Source organism: Thiocystis violacea (assembly GCF_016583575.1).
In the GTDB taxonomy this organism is placed as follows: Bacteria; Pseudomonadota; Gammaproteobacteria; order Chromatiales; family Chromatiaceae; genus Thiocystis; species Thiocystis violacea.
The window spans coordinates 1-16,854 of sequence record NZ_NRRG01000071.1 but is presented as its reverse complement, the minus strand read 5'-3'; the positions used below and the strand labels follow the sequence as shown (position 1 = coordinate 16,854).

At 63.8% G+C, this 16,854-nt stretch carries 14 protein-coding genes and 1 tRNA gene; 11 read left to right on the top strand and 4 right to left on the bottom strand.

Translation table 11 applies throughout. The features are described 5' to 3' along the window. Positions 1-181: 181 nt before the first annotated feature. Positions 182-1,378 carry a class I SAM-dependent methyltransferase gene (locus tag CKO27_RS21460; protein WP_200376966.1) on the bottom strand — a complete coding sequence of 399 codons (1,197 nt, stop codon included), beginning with the start codon at positions 1,376-1,378 and terminating at the stop codon, positions 182-184. 73 nt (positions 1,379-1,451) lie between these two features. Between CKO27_RS21460 and CKO27_RS21455 the strand changes: the two genes are divergently transcribed. Then, positions 1,452-1,952 (top strand): DUF2452 domain-containing protein, encoded by a 501-nt coding sequence (locus CKO27_RS21455; protein ID WP_200376967.1) that lies wholly within the window; start codon positions 1,452-1,454, stop codon positions 1,950-1,952. A gap of 30 nt (positions 1,953-1,982) precedes the next feature. Here the strand turns inward: CKO27_RS21455 and folB are convergent, their stop codons facing one another. After that, positions 1,983-2,348: a dihydroneopterin aldolase gene (gene folB / locus CKO27_RS21450; protein ID WP_200376965.1), complete on the bottom strand. Its 366-nt coding sequence runs from the start codon at positions 2,346-2,348 to the stop codon at positions 1,983-1,985. Between the two features lie 72 nt (positions 2,349-2,420). Here folB and plsY point away from each other — a divergent pair, with 72 nt between their 5' ends. Continuing rightward, positions 2,421-3,017, top strand: coding sequence for a glycerol-3-phosphate 1-O-acyltransferase PlsY (plsY, locus tag CKO27_RS21445; protein WP_200376964.1), 597 nt, complete (start codon positions 2,421-2,423; stop codon positions 3,015-3,017). A 42-nt stretch (positions 3,018-3,059) separates the two neighbouring features. On the opposite strand, the gene CKO27_RS21440 is transcribed toward plsY, so the two are convergent. After that, positions 3,060-4,214 (bottom strand): TMEM43 family protein, encoded by a 1,155-nt coding sequence (locus CKO27_RS21440; RefSeq protein WP_200376963.1) that lies wholly within the window; start codon positions 4,212-4,214, stop codon positions 3,060-3,062. A 146-nt stretch (positions 4,215-4,360) separates the two neighbouring features. Between CKO27_RS21440 and CKO27_RS21435 the strand changes: the two genes are divergently transcribed. Continuing rightward, positions 4,361-6,121 (top strand): PAS domain-containing sensor histidine kinase, encoded by a 1,761-nt coding sequence (locus CKO27_RS21435; protein ID WP_200376962.1) that lies wholly within the window; start codon positions 4,361-4,363, stop codon positions 6,119-6,121. A 16-nt stretch (positions 6,122-6,137) separates the two neighbouring features. On the opposite strand, the gene tsaD is transcribed toward CKO27_RS21435, so the two are convergent. Beyond that, complete coding sequence (tsaD, locus tag CKO27_RS21430; protein WP_200376961.1) at positions 6,138-7,163, bottom strand: tRNA (adenosine(37)-N6)-threonylcarbamoyltransferase complex transferase subunit TsaD; 1,026 nt, start codon at positions 7,161-7,163, stop codon at positions 6,138-6,140. A gap of 132 nt (positions 7,164-7,295) precedes the next feature. Here tsaD and rpsU point away from each other — a divergent pair, with 132 nt between their 5' ends. The 8 genes from rpsU to CKO27_RS21390 all read left to right on the top strand — a co-directional run bounded on the left by rpsU (position 7,296) and on the right by CKO27_RS21390 (position 16,748). Next, positions 7,296-7,511: a 30S ribosomal protein S21 gene (gene rpsU, locus CKO27_RS21425; RefSeq protein WP_005220880.1), complete on the top strand. Its 216-nt coding sequence runs from the start codon at positions 7,296-7,298 to the stop codon at positions 7,509-7,511. A gap of 88 nt (positions 7,512-7,599) precedes the next feature. Continuing rightward, a complete protein-coding gene (locus CKO27_RS21420) occupies positions 7,600-8,043 on the top strand; it encodes a GatB/YqeY domain-containing protein (RefSeq protein WP_200376960.1) in 444 nt (147 codons plus the stop codon). A gap of 29 nt (positions 8,044-8,072) precedes the next feature. Continuing rightward, positions 8,073-9,827 carry a DNA primase gene (dnaG, locus tag CKO27_RS21415; RefSeq protein ID WP_200376959.1) on the top strand — a complete coding sequence of 585 codons (1,755 nt, stop codon included), beginning with the start codon at positions 8,073-8,075 and terminating at the stop codon, positions 9,825-9,827. A 203-nt stretch (positions 9,828-10,030) separates the two neighbouring features. After that, positions 10,031-11,893: an RNA polymerase sigma factor RpoD gene (gene rpoD / locus CKO27_RS21410; RefSeq protein WP_200376958.1), complete on the top strand. Its 1,863-nt coding sequence runs from the start codon at positions 10,031-10,033 to the stop codon at positions 11,891-11,893. Between the two features lie 70 nt (positions 11,894-11,963). After that, a tRNA-Ile gene (locus CKO27_RS21405) sits at positions 11,964-12,036 on the top strand. Between the two features lie 504 nt (positions 12,037-12,540). After that, positions 12,541-14,907, top strand: a complete 2,367-nt coding sequence (gene hsdR, locus CKO27_RS21400; RefSeq protein ID WP_200376957.1) for an EcoAI/FtnUII family type I restriction enzme subunit R — start codon at positions 12,541-12,543, stop codon at positions 14,905-14,907. Between the two features lie 3 nt (positions 14,908-14,910). Continuing rightward, a complete protein-coding gene (locus CKO27_RS21395; RefSeq protein ID WP_200376956.1) occupies positions 14,911-16,386 on the top strand; it encodes a type I restriction-modification system subunit M in 1,476 nt (491 codons plus the stop codon). After that, positions 16,383-16,748, top strand: coding sequence for a hypothetical protein (locus tag CKO27_RS21390; RefSeq protein WP_200376955.1), 366 nt, complete (start codon positions 16,383-16,385; stop codon positions 16,746-16,748). The genes CKO27_RS21395 and CKO27_RS21390 overlap by 4 nt, the downstream gene beginning before the upstream one ends. Positions 16,749-16,854 lie beyond the last annotated feature (106 nt).

Genomic DNA, 16,854 nt, shown 5'->3' with positions numbered 1-16,854 from the left:
GTCCAAATCCGGCAGGGTGCGCCCCAGGCGCATCAAGCGGGCCATCCGCCAGCTCACCACCAGGAACAACGCCAGGGCGCGTTCAAGACGGGCCATGGTGCCCAATGGCAGGGCCTCGACGCGGCAGATTCTTAAACAAAATTCATGTTAACCCAGGAGTCGGCGGGTTCGAGTTCCGAACTCACAGCCGATCGCTCAGATCCCGCACGGCGAAGCCGCGCCATGGCCCGTCGAAGCCCTGGCTCAGACCGAGCACCTTGAAGCGCTCGCCCATGGTTGTCGGCAACATGAGCTGCTTGGCGCCTAGGGCCAGCTCGGCCGGATCGCCGGACTCCATGGATTCCATCATGAAGCGATCGATGCCGCATCCGATCAGAAAATGCGCCTGGGTGGAGAAGCCGGCCAGCGTGAAACCGGCCTTGGTTCCGGCCTCGGCGACGGCCGTGAAGTCGACATGGGCGGTGATGTCCTGCAGGCCGAGGTGGACGTAGGGATCCGCGTGGGCCTGGTGTCGGTGATGGCACAGGAGCGTGCCCATGACGCGATCGGCCTGGTAATAGGCCGACCTCGGGTAGCCATAGTCGATCAGCAGCAGCAGCCCGCGCTCGACCGAGGTCGCGAGGGCGGAGAGCCAGGGCGCGAGCCGCAGGTTGATTTCCGAGGCGTAGCCAGGATCGACGGCCAGGCCCTGGGTCCGCAGCGCCGTCACCGCCGCGCTCAACCCCGGCGAGCGTGGCGCGGCCGCGGTCTCCGCGAGACGGCCCTCGTGCTCGCTGACGAAGACCTCGTGGATCTCGGACGTCTCGCCGATCCGGAACCGATGGACCGGCATCGCATCCAGAACCTCGTTGGCGATCAGAACCCCGCGAAATCCCTCGGGCAAGGCGCTCAGCCAGTCGCAACGCCGCGCCAGATGGGGCACCGCTTCCTGGATGAAACGGCGCTGGCGATCCTGCAAGTCCGGGCTGGGTTCGAGGATCCAATAGCGCTCGGGCAAGGCCTCGGCGGACTCGAGTTCCCCGAGGATGCGAACCGCCAGCGCGCCGCTTCCGGCGCCGAACTCGAGCAGATCGCCACCGCCGAGCCGTTCCAGGGCCTCGGCGCATTGCGCCGCGAGACAGCGGCCAAAGAGGGGCGAGATCTCTGGCGCGGTCACGAAATCGCCACCGGGACCAAATTTCCGCGCCCCGGCGACGTAATAGCCGAGTCCAGGCGCATAGAGCGCCAGCTCCATGAAACGGTCGAACGCCAGCAGGCCGCCCTGTTCGCGAATCTCGGCGCGAATGCGCTGTTCGAGTCGATGGCTGACGTCGGCGGCGATGGCGTCCTCATGGACGGCGGGAGGAGCGGGCGTGGCTAAGCGGTCTGGATGGTGCATGCGGGGCCTTTGCTGGTGCCGACTGGAGGATGGTTAAATGGAAGCCAATGACGACGAGCGGACGAGCGATCACATGAGTCGAGACAAGACCGATCATCACCTTCACCCCGGCGAGGCCCGCAGCTCGCCCTATCCGGTCAGCCGGCTCGCGCCGGCCTTCGATTCCGGCGATCTGGCCGCCGAGGTGGCCAAGGCCGAGGCCATGCTGAGCGCCCGGACCGGCGCCAAGCTGCGGGTGATCGCCGATCAGATCCGGCTGCTCCAGGAGGAGGCGCGCAAGGTGCTCGCGGATGCCCAGGAGGAGCAGACCCTGACGCGCGCCGCCTGCGCCTTCAAGCGCATCCCCGGCAAGACCTATCACCTCTACCAGCGCGCCGAGGGCCAGACCTTTTTCTCCATGCTCTCCCCGGCCGAATGGGGCGGTGCCAGTCCGCACCTCTTCCTCGGCTCCTACCGGCTGGAAGTCGATTACTCCTGGACGCCGGCCGAGCAGTCCGATCGCTCTGATGAGACCGGCGCCCTGGTCGATCAGCTCCTGCGCATCGGCGGCCTGAGGGCGGGCGGGACGGTCTGACCCGAGCCGCCTCACGCCCCCTCGCGCACCTCAGGCGCCGACTGGCTTGATCCCGCGCTCGATCACCACGCCGACATCGACCCCTTCGCCGACCGCCCCTGGTTTGTTGAGACCGAGCCTGAGCCAGGGGATGGCGAATTCCGCCATCAAGACTCTGGCGCAGTGTTCGGCGAGGGTTTCCACCAGCTCGTGGGTGTTGCCGGAGACCACCTGGATCAGACGCCGGGTCACGGCGTCATAGTCGAGCGCGTCCTCGATCCGGTCGCTGGCGGCCGCGCGGGCGATGTCGCTGGCCATCTCCAGATCCAGGATCAGTGGGCGGGGCGTGCGTTTCTCCCAATCGTGGATGCCGATGCGGGTCTCGATACGCAGTCCGCGGATGAAAACGATGTCCATGTGGGCTCCGGTAAGCATCTGGTCGCCGTGCTATCTTGACCCGTGACGGCATCCCAGGTCCAATGACGCCCCATGATTACCGCGACCCTACTCATCATCGCCGCCTATCTGCTGGGCTCCGTCTCCAGCGCCATCATCGTCTGTCGCTTGATGGGGCTACCGGATCCACGTACCCAAGGCTCCAACAACCCCGGCGCGACCAACGTGTTGCGCATCGGCGGCAAGAAACCGGCCGCCATCACCCTGCTCGGCGACAGCCTCAAGGGGCTGATCCCGATGCTCGTCGGCCATCTGCTCGACGTCGGTCCGGCGGTGCTGGCCGGGATCGGCCTGGCCGCCTTCATCGGACATCTCTATCCGGTGTTCTTCGGCTTTCGCGGCGGCAAGGGTGTGGCGACCGCGCTTGGCGTTCAGTTCGGGCTCTACTGGCCGATCGGGCTTTGCGTGGCGGCCGTCTGGCTGTTCGTCGCCAGGGTACTGAAGTTCTCCTCCCTGTCGGGACTCATCTCCATGGCCCTGGCACCTGGCTTCGTCTGGCTGTTCTGGCCCGAGAAGACCCTGCTCGGAATGCAGCTCATCATCACCGGACTGCTCATCTGGCGCCATCGCAGCAATATCCGCCATCTGATCGACGGGACCGAGGAGCGGTTGACGGATAAGACCGACTGAGCCGCCGAGCCGGGTTCGAAACCGCCTCGGCGTGCCCCTTCCTCAGCCCGCGACCCCTGGCGCCCTCGGCGTCCTCGGCGCGCTCCGCATTCTGAAAGCCCCGATCGCCAAGGCCACGACCGCCAGGGCGAGCAGGAGGCCCGCCAGTAGCGGCCGGTGTAAGACCCAGGCGATAGCGATCGTCAGGGCGCCGAGCGCGACGGCGAGCAGGGCGGCGATGAGTCCGGTGCCGGCCCCGACGAGACGGCCGATGAAGGGCACCACATCGGCCAGCACCTTGAGCGGCGCCAGGATCATTCCGAAACCGATCCATAACAGCAGCAGGCCACCGGCGCGGATCGCCCAGGTCAGGAATCGGTTCGCGGTGTCGGCGTGATCGAACATGGTCGTCGCGTCCACCCGGCCCAACTCCAGCAGGGCGATCTGGCCCTTGGGTAGTCGTGCCGTCTCGATCCCCCGTCCCGCTTGCCGCCCGATCAGGCTCACCTGGCTCGGTTCGACCACCGAGAAGGACACCCGCAGGTCACCCACCCTGGGCGCCGTGGGCGAGCCCTGGTAGTAGCCGCCGCCGTGGAGCTCGAATCCCTCGGGAACCCGCCCTTTTTGCGTGATGGGAAGCGCCTGGAAAGGGTTGATCTGGGTGACGAAGACCGGCGCGAGGTTGAAAGCGCCGACCTTCACCCGGCTGGCCTGCTTGGTTTCGGAGGCGTAGGGCATGGACGGCGGGTTCGCGTGATCGGCGGGATGCTTGAATCGGGACGAATCGATCCAGCGTTCCGACCAGTTCCTCCTGTAGTCATAGGTGGTTTCCGTGGTCTCGCTGCCGCCGACGTTCTTGGTCGTGGTCGAGCGCGACTCCTCGACCCATTGATACATCTCGACCTGGCGGCGCAGCTTGATGGCCGAGAGCGAGAGGTCGAACAAAGGGTCTGAAAGTACCTCCTCGGTGGTCGCCAAACCGGCGATATGGATCAACTGGCCCTCGCGCGCCGGATCGAGCCGATCCGACTCGACCGCGACGACGGTCTTTCGCCCCGTCTCCAGCGTCTGGGTGCGATCGATGGCGCGTCCTTCGTTCCACCAGAGCAGTGGAAAGGCGGCCAACACCAGAATGAAGCCCACCAGGATGCCCTTGAGCGATCCGCCGATGCGGCTGGACCAGGACCGTGTCGTGGTTTCGGTAAAATGATCGGCCATCTCGGATCTCCGTGCGTGTGAACAACGTTGGCGCACCGTCTGGATCGGCCTCGGGGCCTTCGACGGCGGCGACGGATGGTCTGGCCGTGCTACTTTAGCCCGAGTCACGGACATCATGCTGAACGCGAATAGTCGAGGGGCGCGCGATGACTCGAGAGGGTGAAGAGGCTCGGCCGGAGGTTGTGGACGCGTCCGCGCGGGAAGCTCCGCTGGAGGTACTGGACAAGCGCGGGTTGGAGGCCCGGTTCCAAAGCCTCATCGCCTCGCTTGACTCGGCGGGCGAGGCCAATGACGCGCAGCGTTGTCTGCTGCTCGCCATCCAGACCCATCGGATCGAACTGGAGATCCAGGGCCGGGAACTCAGCAAGACCCAGAGGGCGCTCGAGATCTCGCGCGATCATTACGCGCGCCTGTTCGACGAGGCCCCGGTTGGCTACATCCTGTTCAGTCGGCGCGGACTCATCCGCGCCATCAATCTCACTGCGGCGACTCTTTTGGAACGATCGCGCGCGGAGATCGAGGGCTATCCGTTTCGACGCTTCGTGGTGGCCGATGAGGTGCGATCCTTCATCGCGCACCTGCGCCGGGTCTTCGACGAGACCGAGTCGTCCGCGTCGCCCCGCAACCTGGTGCTGCATCTGAGCAACGGCTCCTGGGTGCGCGTCATGCGGCTCTGCTCCATCCGGCGCGACGGCCTGCTCGGTCCGGAATGCTTCACGGTGCTGCTCGATATCACGACCGAGCACGAGGCCGAACACCAGCGCCTGGCCAGTGATCGACTGAGACAGTCGGTGCTGGACGCGCTGCCCTCGCAGATCGCCGTGCTCGACAAATACGCCCGCGTCGTCGCCGTCAATCGGGCCTGGCGCGAATTCTCCGAAAGGCAGGCTGTCCGCGACGCCATTCGCGATGGGCTTGGTCTGAACACGCGCGCGGTCTGCCATTTGTCGGACGATTTCCCGAGCGAGGCCGTTCGCGCGGCGGCCATGGGCATCCAGGAGGTGATTCACCGCCAACGCCCCGTCTTCAGTCTGGAATATCCCTGTCATACCCCACAACGCAAGCGCTGGTTTCTCATGCGGGTGTTTCCACTGGAGGGCGAGCAGGAGGGCGCCGTGGTGGCCTATCTGGACATCACCGAGCGCCATCTGGCGGAGGAGGAGGCGCGGCGCGCGCGCGATGCCCTGGCTCAGGTCGCCCGGCTCAACGCGGTCGGGATCCTGGCCTCGTCCCTGATTCACGAACTGGTCCAACCGCTGAGTTCCGCCGGCTTCTACTGTAGCGCGGCCAGCCAGTTGGCCCAGGGTCCGGCCGCCAATCCGGGGCGGTTGGTCGATGTGATCCAGCGCATCGACGATCAGGTGCATCGCGCCGGGGACATCATGGAGCGGCTCAGAACCTTTCTGCGCGGGCGTACCATGAATAAGGTCAGGATTCCGGCCGATCAGGTGCTCAAGCGCGCCCATGAGCTGGTGCTCTGGTTCGCCAGCGACCGCAAGGTCACGCTGGAAATCCGCACGCCCGAGACGCTGCCGGACATCGAGACCGATCCGGTGCAGATCGAACAGGTGCTGGTCAACCTGATTTGCAACGCGGTTCAGGCGATCGATAGCGCTGGATCCAGTCGCCGCGAGGTCGTGCTGGAGGTTGTTCAGCGAGCGAACGAGATCGAACTGATCGTAAGGGATACCGGGCCAGGTCTGCCTGCGGATCGCCACGCGGCCATTTTCGACATCTTCGAATCCACCAACGACTCTGGTCTCGGATTGGGACTCGCCATCAGCCGGGCGATCGCCGAGGCGCATGGCGGTCGTCTCTGGGCCGAGCCCGCGCCGAGCGAGGGCGCGGCCTTTCATCTGACCTTGCCGATCGCCTGGGATGACGAGGGGCTGGAGGGGGCGGGATGACCGCCGGGTCTGCCCGCTACACCGGCGGCAATTCGCCCATGGGCCAGCGGGCGCGGGGGTGGAAGGCGAGCGGTTCGGTCTGGCCCGCGAGGAGTCGCTGACAGCCGGCGAAGGCGATCATGGCGCCATTGTCGGTGCAGAACATGGGCCTGGGATAATAGGTCTCGCCACCCTCGGCGGCGATCGCCGCGTCCATCCGCTCGCGCAGCCGCCGGTTCGCGCTCACGCCGCCGGCCAGGATGAGTCGCCGCCGACCGGTCTCGCGCAGCGCGCGCCGACACTTGATGACCAGGGTGTCCACGACCGCCTCCTCGAAGGCGCGGGCGATATCGGCCTTGGTTCGCTGGCTATCCTCCGAAACCGCCAGTTCCTTGTTCAGGGTATTGAGTGTGAAGGTCTTGAGTCCGCTGAAGCTGAAATCGAGACCCGGACGATCGGTCATGGGTCGGGGGAAACGGAAGCGCTTCGGATCTCCCGATTCGGCCAGCCTGGCCAACTCGGGGCCGCCGGGGTAGGGCAGGCCCAGGATCTTCGCGGTTTTATCGAAAGCCTCTCCGGCGGCGTCGTCGAGCGATTCGCCAAGGATCCGATAGCGACCGATGCCGATCACGTCCACCAGTTGCGTGTGACCGCCCGACACCAGCAGGGCCACGAAAGGGAACTCGGGCGCTGGCGTCTCGATCAGCGGCGCCAGGAGATGGCCTTCCATATGATGCACGCCGATCGCCGGAACCTTCCAGGCCCAGGCCAGCGAGCGACCCAGGGCGGAGCCCACCAGCAGGGCGCCGATCAGGCCGGGGCCGGCGGTGAAGGCCACGCCATCGATGGAGGCGCGGGCCAGCCCGGCGTCCTCAAGCACCTGACGGATCAGCGGCAGCGTCTTGCGGACGTGGTCGCGCGAGGCCAGTTCCGGCACCACGCCGCCGTACTCGGCATGAATCTCGACCTGGCTGTAAACGGCATGCGCCAGCAGCCCCGCCCGATCGTCGTAGATGGCGACGCCCGTCTCGTCGCAGGAGGTTTCGATACCGAGCACGCGCATGTCGTCAAATTCCCAAGGCCGCCAAACGAAAGATCATATTCCCTTTTGCACGAAATATTCCCCATGGGTTATAATTCGAGATCTTTTACCTCTTGTCAAAACCCATCAACCGGAGACATTAAGGGACTTTCTATGCCCAGCGTTCGCGTCAAAGAAAATGAGCCATTCGAAGTCGCCATGCGGCGTTTCAAGCGTTCCTGCGAAAAGGCAGGGGTGCTCGCCGAGGTCCGTCGGCGTGAGTTCTATGAAAAGCCGACCTCGGAGCGCAAGCGCAAGAAAGCGGCTGCGGTCAAGCGTCATCAGAAGAAGCTCCAACGCGAAGCCCGTCGCTGGGAACGTCCCTACTAAGACGGCTTTCCAGGGATTTCGCCCAAGGAACGGCCGATGCGAGTCGGCCCCGGACGCCCGATCATCCAGACCCTAAAAACGGTTCAGCATGCTCAAGCAGCAAATCCAGGATGACATGAAGGCCGCCATGAAGGCGGGCGAGAAGGCCAGGCTGGGCGTGATCCGCCTGATTCTCGCCGCCGTCAAGCAGCGCGAGGTCGACGAGCGGATCGAGCTGGATGACGCGCAGGTGCTGGCCGTGCTCGACAAGATGCTCAAGCAGCGGCGCGATTCCATTACCCAGTACAGCGACGCGGGACGCGAGGATCTGGCCGAGGTCGAGCGCTTCGAGGTCGGCGTCATACAGGGCTATCTGCCCGCCGCGCTCAGCGACCAGGAGATCGGCGATCTGCTCGACGCAGCCATCGTCGCCTCCGGCGCCTCCGCCATGAGCGACATGGGCAAGGTCATGGCTGTGCTGCGGCCCCAGGTTCAGGGGCGCGCCGACATGGGCGCCGTGAGTGCGCTGGTCAAGCAGCGTCTCGGAGGCTAGTCCCTTCCTTCAACGGCTCGCTTTCTCGCATGGCCGGAAGAATCCCACCTGAATTCATTGATGATCTGCTGGCGCGGACGGATATCGTCGACCTGATCGGCACCCGAATCCAACTGCGCAAGGCTGGCAAGGATTTCCAGGCTCGCTGCCCCTTTCACGACGAGAAAACCCCTTCCTTCACCGTCAGCCCCGACAAACAGTTCTATCACTGTTTCGGCTGCGGAGCCCATGGGACGGCGATCGGCTTCCTCATGGAATACGATCACCTCGCCTTCCGCGAGGCGGTCGATGAACTCGCCCGGCACGCGGGGCTGGAGGTGCCGTCCGACGGCGAGGTTGTCCGCACCGGCCCGGATCATGGACCGCTCTTCGAGCTGATGCGCCAGGCCGCCGATTTTTATCGCCAGCAATTGCGCGAGCCTGCCCAGGCCGCTCGCGCCGTCGAGTACCTGAAGGAACGTGGCTTCACGGGCGAGATGGCCGCGCGATTCGAGATCGGCTTCGCGCCCGCCAGGGGCGATCCCCTGCTCAATCGGTTCGGGACGAGCGCGGCCACGATCGGTCGTCTGCTCGATTGCGGCTTGATTGCCGAGCAGGACGGCCGCCGCTACGACCGCTTCCGTGATCGCGTCATGTTCCCGATTCGCGATCGGCGCGGACGCATCATCGGCTTCGGCGGCCGGATTCTCGGCGACGGCAAGCCCAAGTATCTCAACTCACCCGAGACCCCGATCTTTCACAAGGGCCGCGAACTCTACGGCCTCTTCGAGGCTGGGCAGGCCAACCGCAAGCTGGCCTCGCTGGTCGTGGTGGAAGGCTATCTGGACGTGATCGCGCTGGCGCAGTTCGGGATCACCAACGCCGTGGCCACACTGGGCACCGCGACCACCCTGGAGCATCTCCACCAATTGCTGCGCTCCGTCCCCGATCTGGTGTTCTGTTTCGATGGCGATCGCGCTGGCCGCGACGCCGCCTGGAAGGCCCTGGAAACTGCCTTGCCCCTGGCTACCGGGCATCAGTCGATGCGGTTTCTCTTCCTGCCGGATGGGGAGGATCCCGACACCCTGGTCCGCAAGGAAGGCGCCGAGGGCTTCAGTGCCCGTCTGGCCAAGGCTCGCTCCTTGTCCGATTTCCTCTTCGAACATCTCTCGGATCAAGTGGACATGACCAGCCTGGACGGACGCGCGCGGATCGCTCATCTGGCCAAGCCCCTGATCGAGCGTTTGCCGCAAGGTCTCTATCGCGATCTGGTGCTCAAACGGGTCGCGGACCTCACCGGCCTGGCGAGTCAGCCGCCCGCGCGCCAGGTTCGCGCCAAGCGCCGAGGGGGGGCGCCGGGTCGGCCCATGCGGCTCAGTCTGGTCGCCCAGTCCATCGCCCTCCTGCTCGATCATCCGCGGCTCGTGAGCGAGCTTGAATCGGTGGAGGACGACTGGCGGCGCTTGCCGAACCCCGGTATCGACATCCTGGCTCGGCTGCTCGATTCCCTTAGGGAAAGCCCCGATATGACTAAGGCTATGCTACTGGAACGCTGGCGCGAGCACCCTCACTTCAGTTATCTAAGGCGGTTGAGTGTCGACCCCTTTCTTCGGGACGTCAGCGCGGAAGGCGCGCCCGCCGAACTGGCCGGCGCCCTGAGTCGTCTCAGCGCCGAGGCGCGGGAAATGGAGTGGCGCCGCCCCCTGAATAAGCGCAGCACGACGGAATGGACCGAGGAGGATCGCGCCCTCCTGGCGGAACGTGACGCCGAATCGTCTCGTACCCGCCGCGATGACGCTCTCTGACTCGAGGATCCCGTTGGTTTTTTACCGCTATAGTCTATCTAACGCAGAGGGGTTCCCTGGCCTATGAGAGAGGTTTCGTTCGGTACGATGCGCACAGACGCGCATGAGACGAGGTTTATCTCCATAAACTTCTGGGGATAATTGTGTTAGACTGCGAAGTTCGCTTTTGAGCAGCCTTCCGCCGCACCAAGTCAAGGTATCCCATGGATCAAGAACAGCAACAGTCTCAACTGAAGCAACTGATCGCCAAGGGCAAAGAGCAAGGGTATCTGACCTACTCCGAGGTCAACGATCACCTGCCTCCCGGCATCGTCGAGACTGACCAAATCGAAGACATCGTTCGGATGATCAACGACATGGGCATTATGGTCCAAGAGATCGCCCCGGATGTCGTCGACCGCACCCTGACCGATAACGCCGTGTCCGACGACGAGGCCGCCGAGGCCGCCGCCGCCGCCCTGGCCACCGTCGACAGTGAGTTTGGCCGCACCACCGATCCCGTGCGCATGTATATGCGCGAGATGGGCACCGTCGAGCTACTCACGCGCGAGGGCGAACTGCTGATCGCCAAGCGCATCGAGGACGGACTCAACCAGGTGCTCTCCGCCCTGTCCGTCTACCCGCGTTCGATCGAGAAACTAATCGCCATCTTCGATCGGGTCGATCGCGAGGAATCGCGCCTGACCGACGTCATCTCCGGCTTCAACGATGGCGACGAGGAACCGCCGGTGGCGATCGCCGCGCCGCCCGTCGTGGTCGAGGCGCCCGCCGTCGCCGACAAGGCCGAGCTGGAAGCCGAGGGCGAAGGCGATGGGGAGGAGGACGAGGAAGCCACGCCAGAAGTCGATACCGGCCCGGATCCCGAGGATGCGGCACGGCGTGCCAACCTGCTGCGCGAGCGTTACGCGGTACTGAAGGCTTCCCTTGAGGAATACGGCCGCGACGACGAACGCTCCCGCGCGGCGATGGCGGAGGTTTCCGAGGTCTTCCTGCAATTCAGGCTGGTCGCGCCTGTGTTCCTGGAACTGGCCGAGATTCTGCGCGGCACCATCGAGCGGATTCGCGCCAACGAACGTCTCATCATGAGCCTCTGCGTCGACCATTCCGGGATGCCGCGCAAGAAGTTCATCGAGAGCTTCCCGGACAATGAGACCAACTCCGAGTGGCTCGAACAACTGCTGGCCAGCGACTCGCCCTACGCCGCGCGACTCAACGAGTGGGCGCAGGAGATCCGCCGCGCCCAGCGCAAGCTCCAGGAAATCGAGCGCGAGAATATCCTCACCATCGGCGAGGTCAAGGAAGTCAACCGCAAGATGTCCATCGGCGAGGCCAAGGCCCGGCGCGCCAAGAAGGAAATGGTCGAGGCCAACCTGCGTTTGGTTATCTCGATCGCCAAGAAGTACACCAATCGCGGCCTGCAATTCCTCGATCTCATCCAGGAAGGCAACATCGGCCTGATGAAGGCGGTCGACAAATTCGAGTACCGGCGCGGCTACAAATTCTCCACCTACGCCACCTGGTGGATTCGCCAGGCCATCACCCGCTCGATCGCCGACCAGGCCCGCACCATCCGCATCCCGGTGCACATGATCGAAACGATCAACAAGCTCAACCGCATCTCCCGCCAGATGATCCAGGAGATGGGCCGCGAGGCCACACCGGAAGAGCTGGCCGCGCGCATGGACATGCCCGAGGACAAGGTTCGCAAGGTGCTCAAGATCGCCAAGGAACCCATCTCCATGGAGACCCCGATCGGCGACGACGAAGACTCGCATCTCGGCGACTTCATCGAGGATTCCGGCGTCATCTCACCGCTGGACTCCGCCACCGCGGAAGGGCTGCGCGAGGCCACCCAGAACATGCTCGCCAGCCTCACCTCCCGCGAGGCCAAGGTTCTGCGCATGCGTTTCGGCATCGACATGAACACCGACCACACCCTTGAGGAAGTCGGCAAGCAATTCGACGTGACCCGCGAGCGCATCCGCCAGATCGAAGCCAAGGCCCTGCGCAAGCTGCGTCACCCGACCCGCTCGGACAAGCTCCGCAGCTTCCTCGATAGCGACTGACCCGATGATTGACGCCAAGGCCGGCGCTCTCGGGGCCAGGGAAGGCACGCGCTAGATCCTACCGTCTCAAGGGCCGTTAGCACAGCGGTTAGTGCAGGGGACTCATAATCCCTTGGTCGTAGGTTCGAATCCTACACGGCCCATCACTAAGACCTTGAAAACCCTTGCGTTCATGGCGGGCGCAGGGGTTTTTTATGTCGGTCTGGCGGGGGCTCTGGTCCATTTCTGGTCCCCGGAAAGATGTGTGAGTGTGTCGATGTGGCGAAGAGGGTTGTCAAGATAACCAGACTCTGACTCCGCTAACCTAATGTTCGAATCCTAGTCAACAAGCCAAACAAAACAAGGGCTTAGTCGCAATACTAGGCCCTTTCTTATTGGGGTTCCGGGCGTATACTGGGCGGAGGCACGTCCCGATCGTTCCGGTTGGGTCCGGTTCCGGGGACGATCACGTCGATGATGCCATCCTGTATCTGGAACTCACCATCACGCTCCTCCAAGCATTCCGCTATCGACGTTACTGCTTCATCAAACCTGTCAGCGCGACGGATTCGATGACATGATATCAGCCCAAAATCATCGGCCAGCACGGCACGGCTAGGCCGGCAGAGACGGGGTAGAACCGTCGGCATGCGACACGAGTTGGACCCATGAATAAGAAGGCACTGACCGAAGCGGACATTCGGACCAAGTTCATCACGCCCGCGCTGGTCGGCGCGAACGGGGATAAGTGGGATCTCATGACGCAGGTGCGCGAGGAGGTCTACTTCACCAAGGGACGAGTCATCGTTCGCGGGAAATTGGTGACGCGGGGCGTCGCCAGGCGGGCCGACTACATCCTCGTCTACAAACCCAACATCCCCCTGGCCCTGATCGAGGCGAAGGACAACAACCACGCCGTCGGCGACGGCATGCAGCAGGCGCTGGACGGCGCGGAAATGCTGGATATTCCTTTCGTCTACAGCACCAACGGCGACGCTTTCCTGGAGCACGACCGCACGGTGACCACGGGGATCGTCACCCGCGAAATCCCCTTGGACCAGTTTCCCGGCCCCGACGAGCTCTGGGCGCGCTACTGCAAAGCGAAGGGGTTGGCCGAGACACAGGCCACCATCACGACCCAGGATTATTTCGACGATGGTTCCGGCCGGACGCCCCGCTACTACCAGCGCATCGCCATCAATCGCACGATCGAGGCCATTGCGCGCGGGGCGAGCCGCATCCTGCTGGTCATGGCCACGGGGACGGGCAAGACCTACACCGCCTTTCAGATCATCTGGCGCCTGTGGCGATCCGGCACCCGGAAACGCATCCTCTTTCTGGTCGACCGCAATATCCTCGCCGATCAGACCAAGACCAACGACTTCAAACCGTTCGGTCAGGCCATGACCAAGATCACCAACCGCACGGTGGACAAGGCGTTCGAGATCTATCTCTGTCTCTATCAGGCGGTCACCGGCACCGACGAGGCGCAGAACATCTACAAGCAGTTCTCCCCGGACTTCTTCGATCTGGTCTTCGTGGACGAGTGTCACCGGGGCAGCGCGGCGGACGATGCCGCTTGGCGCAAGGTGCTCGACTATTTCGCGACGGCGACCCAGATCGGGATGACCGCCACCCCCAAGGAGACCCGAGAGGTCTCCAACAGCGACTACTTCGGCGATCCGATCTACACCTATTCGCTGCGGCAGGGCATCGCGGATGGCTTTCTCGCACCCTACAAAGTGATCCGCATCGGCCTCGACCGGGATCTGGACGGCTGGCGACCCGAGTCCGGGCAGACCGACAGGTTCGGTCATGCCATCGAGGACCGCGAGTACAACGACAGCGACTACGACAAGCACCTGATCCTTGAGCAGCGCACCGCCCTGGTCGCGGCCAAGATCACCGAATTCCTCAAGGCGACGGACCGTTTCGCCAAGACCATCGTCTTCTGCCAGAACATCGACCATGCCGAGCGCATGCGCCAGGCCCTGGTCAACGCCAATGCGGATCTGGCCGCCGCCAACAGCCGGTACGTCATGCGCATCACCGGCGACAACGACGAGGGCAAGGCCCAGCTCGACAACTTCATCGACCCGGAATCCACCTTCCCGGTCATCGCCGTGACCTCCCAGCTCATGTCCACCGGCGTCGACGCCCAAACCTGCCGCCTGATCGTGCTCGACAAGCGCATCAACTCCATGGCCGAGTTCAAGCAGATCATCGGGCGCGGCACCCGCATCAACGAGGATTACGGCAAGCTGTACTTCACCATCATGGATTTCCGGCGGGCCACGGCGCTCTTCGCCGACCCGGACTTCGACGGCGATCCCGTGCAGATCTACGAGCCCGGCCCCGATCAGCCCCCGATCCCGCCCGAGGACGAGCCCCATCCAGAGGACGGCGAGGCCGGCGGTGAGGGCGATAGCGACCCCTTCGGTGGCGACCAAGGCCCGCCTGGCCCCGGCGTCACCCGCTACTACGTCGATGACGTCGAGGTCCGCGTCGTCACCGAGCGCGTCCAGTATCTCGATGCCGACGGCAAGCTCATCACCGAATCACTCCGGGACTATTCACGCAAGACCCTGCGCCAGGCTTACGCCTCGCTGGATGCCTTCCTCAACGCCTGGCACGACGCTGACCGCAAGCAGGCGATCCTGGATGAGCTGGCCGCGAAGGGCGTCTTTCTCGACGAGCTGGCCGAACAGGTGGGCCGCGACTACGACGCCTTCGATCTGATCTGTCATATCGCCTTCGACCAACCGCCCCTGACGCGCCGGGAACGGGCCGAGAAGGTCCGCAAGCGCCACGTCTTCGGCACCTATGGCGACCAGGCCCGCGCCGTCCTCGATGCCCTGCTCCAGAAATACGCCGACGCCGGCCTCCGCAGCGTCGAATCCCTGGACATCCTCAAGGTGGACCCGCTGCCCACCCTCGGCACCCCAGTAGAGATCGTCAAACTCTTTGGCGGCAAGGCCGCTTATCTCGCCGCCGTGCGTCAACTCGAAATCGCCCTGTATCAGAAGGCCGCTTAGTTCATGCCCAACGTTTCCAATCTCGTCAAGACCATCCAGGACATCATGCGCAAGGACGCCGGCACCTACGGCGACGCCCAGCGGCTCGAACAACTCGGCTGGATGTTCTTCCTCAAGATCTTCGACGACCGCGAGAAGGAACTTGAGCTGCTGCGCGACGACTACCGCTCGCCGCTTCCCGAGCGGCTGCGCTGGTCCAGTTGGGCGGCGGACGATGAGGGCATCACCGGCGATGCCCTGCTCGACTTCGTCAACAACAGCCTCCTGCCCAGACTCAAGGCCCTGACCGGCGGCGGCGACCGCATCGCCGGGCTCATCCGCATGAGCTTCGAGGATGCCAACAACTACATGAAAAACGGCACCCTGATGCGGCAGGTGATCAACAAGATCAACGGCATCGACTTCAACGCCTCCGATGACCGCCACCTGTTCGGCGACATCTACGAGAAGCTGCTGAAGGATCTGCAATCAGCGGGCAATGCCGGCGAGTTCTACACCCCGCGCGCCGTTACCCAATTCATCGTCGAGCAGGTCGATCCGCGTCTCGGCGAGACCATCCTCGACCCCGCCTGCGGCACCGGCGGCTTTCTCACCTGCACCATTGAGCACCTGCGCAAGCAGGCCAAAACCGAAGCCGACGAGCGCGGCATTCAGGACTGCTTCGCCGGGATCGAGAAGAAGCACCTGCCGCATGTGCTCTGCATGACCAACCTGCTCCTGCATGGGATCGACGTGCCGTCCAACGTCCGTCACGACAACACGCTTGCCCGTCCCTTGCGAGACTGGGGGCCGAAAGAACGGGTCGACGTCATCGTCACCAATCCACCTTTTGGCGGCATGGAGGAGGACGGCATTGAGGCCAACTTCCCCGCCGAGTTTCGCACCCGCGAGACCGCCGATCTCTTTCTCGTGCTGCTGATGAAGATCCTCAAACCCGGCGGACGGGCTGGTCTGGTGCTGCCCGACGGCACCCTCTTCGGCGAGGGCGTCAAGACCCGCATCAAGGAGGCGCTGCTCGCCGACTGCCACCTGCACACCATCGTTCGCCTACCTAACGGCGTCTTCAACCCCTACACCGGCATTCGTACCAACCTGCTCTTCTTCACCAAGGGCCGGCCGACGACGGAGGTCTGGTATTACGAGCACCCCTATCCGCCTGGCGCCAAGAGCTACAACAAGGGCAAGCCCATCCGCATCGAGGAGTTCGAGGCCGAGCGGGTCTGGTGGGGATCGGAAGAAGATGGCTTTAAGACCCGCGTGGAAAACGAGCAGGCATGGCGCGTCTCCATCGACACCATCAAGGCCGGCAACTTCAACATCGACCTCAAGAATCCGCATAACTCCGACACTGGCCCCGGCGACGTGGACCGCCTCCTGCCCGAATACGAAAAGCTCCTCGCCCAGATCGCGGAAACCCGCGCCAAGCTGAAACAGGAACTCCACCACGCCCTCACCGCTACCGCCGGAACTGCGGAATGAAGCTGGAAACATTCTTCGAGAAGTTCGACCAGTTCGCCGACGCGCCCGATGCGGTGGCGAAGATGCGGGAGTTGGTCCTCGAATCAGCAATCCGGGGAAAGCTCGTTCAGCCCAATGCCAGCGACGAGCCTGCATCCGAACTGCTCAAGCGGATGGCGATTGTTCAAGCTGCGCAGGTCCGGAGACAAACGACGCTCCCGCCTGTTGGTGATGATGCTTATCTCCAAGTCCCGCCGGAGTGGGCGTGGACAAGGCTCGGCAATACTGGGCGGATCTTCAACGGCAACAGCGTTAGCGAGAGAGGTAAAGCCGAACTCGCGAAGGTCGAAGACGGCCTGCCCTTTATTGTATCAATTCGTTAGTAAAAACTATGCACTTTAGTGCAAGACTTTTAGTATACTCTCATTTATGAGGTCTTACAGAAAAGCATCGCACACTGTTCATGACTTGAAAGTCCACCTGATTTGG

Bases quoted from the DNA above. Each gene is read 5' to 3' on its own strand.
- CKO27_RS21455 (WP_200376967.1), top strand. From the start codon at position 1,452: ATGAGTCGAGACAAGACCGATCATCACCTTCACCCCGGCGAGGCCCGC.
- folB (WP_200376965.1), bottom strand. From the start codon at position 2,348: ATGGACATCGTTTTCATCCGCGGACTGCGTATCGAGACCCGCATCGGC.
- rpoD (WP_200376958.1), top strand. From the start codon at position 10,031: ATGGATCAAGAACAGCAACAGTCTCAACTGAAGCAACTGATCGCCAAG.
- CKO27_RS21390 (WP_200376955.1), top strand. From the start codon at position 16,383: ATGAAGCTGGAAACATTCTTCGAGAAGTTCGACCAGTTCGCCGACGCG.
- plsY (WP_200376964.1), top strand. From the start codon at position 2,421: ATGATTACCGCGACCCTACTCATCATCGCCGCCTATCTGCTGGGCTCC.
- rpsU (WP_005220880.1), top strand. From the start codon at position 7,296: ATGCCCAGCGTTCGCGTCAAAGAAAATGAGCCATTCGAAGTCGCCATG.
- hsdR (WP_200376957.1), top strand. From the start codon at position 12,541: ATGAATAAGAAGGCACTGACCGAAGCGGACATTCGGACCAAGTTCATC.
- tsaD (WP_200376961.1), bottom strand. From the start codon at position 7,163: ATGCGCGTGCTCGGTATCGAAACCTCCTGCGACGAGACGGGCGTCGCC.
- dnaG (WP_200376959.1), top strand. From the start codon at position 8,073: ATGGCCGGAAGAATCCCACCTGAATTCATTGATGATCTGCTGGCGCGG.
- CKO27_RS21460 (WP_200376966.1), bottom strand. From the start codon at position 1,378: ATGCACCATCCAGACCGCTTAGCCACGCCCGCTCCTCCCGCCGTCCAT.
- CKO27_RS21420 (WP_200376960.1), top strand. From the start codon at position 7,600: ATGCTCAAGCAGCAAATCCAGGATGACATGAAGGCCGCCATGAAGGCG.
- CKO27_RS21395 (WP_200376956.1), top strand. From the start codon at position 14,911: ATGCCCAACGTTTCCAATCTCGTCAAGACCATCCAGGACATCATGCGC.
- CKO27_RS21440 (WP_200376963.1), bottom strand. From the start codon at position 4,214: ATGGCCGATCATTTTACCGAAACCACGACACGGTCCTGGTCCAGCCGC.
- CKO27_RS21435 (WP_200376962.1), top strand. From the start codon at position 4,361: ATGACTCGAGAGGGTGAAGAGGCTCGGCCGGAGGTTGTGGACGCGTCC.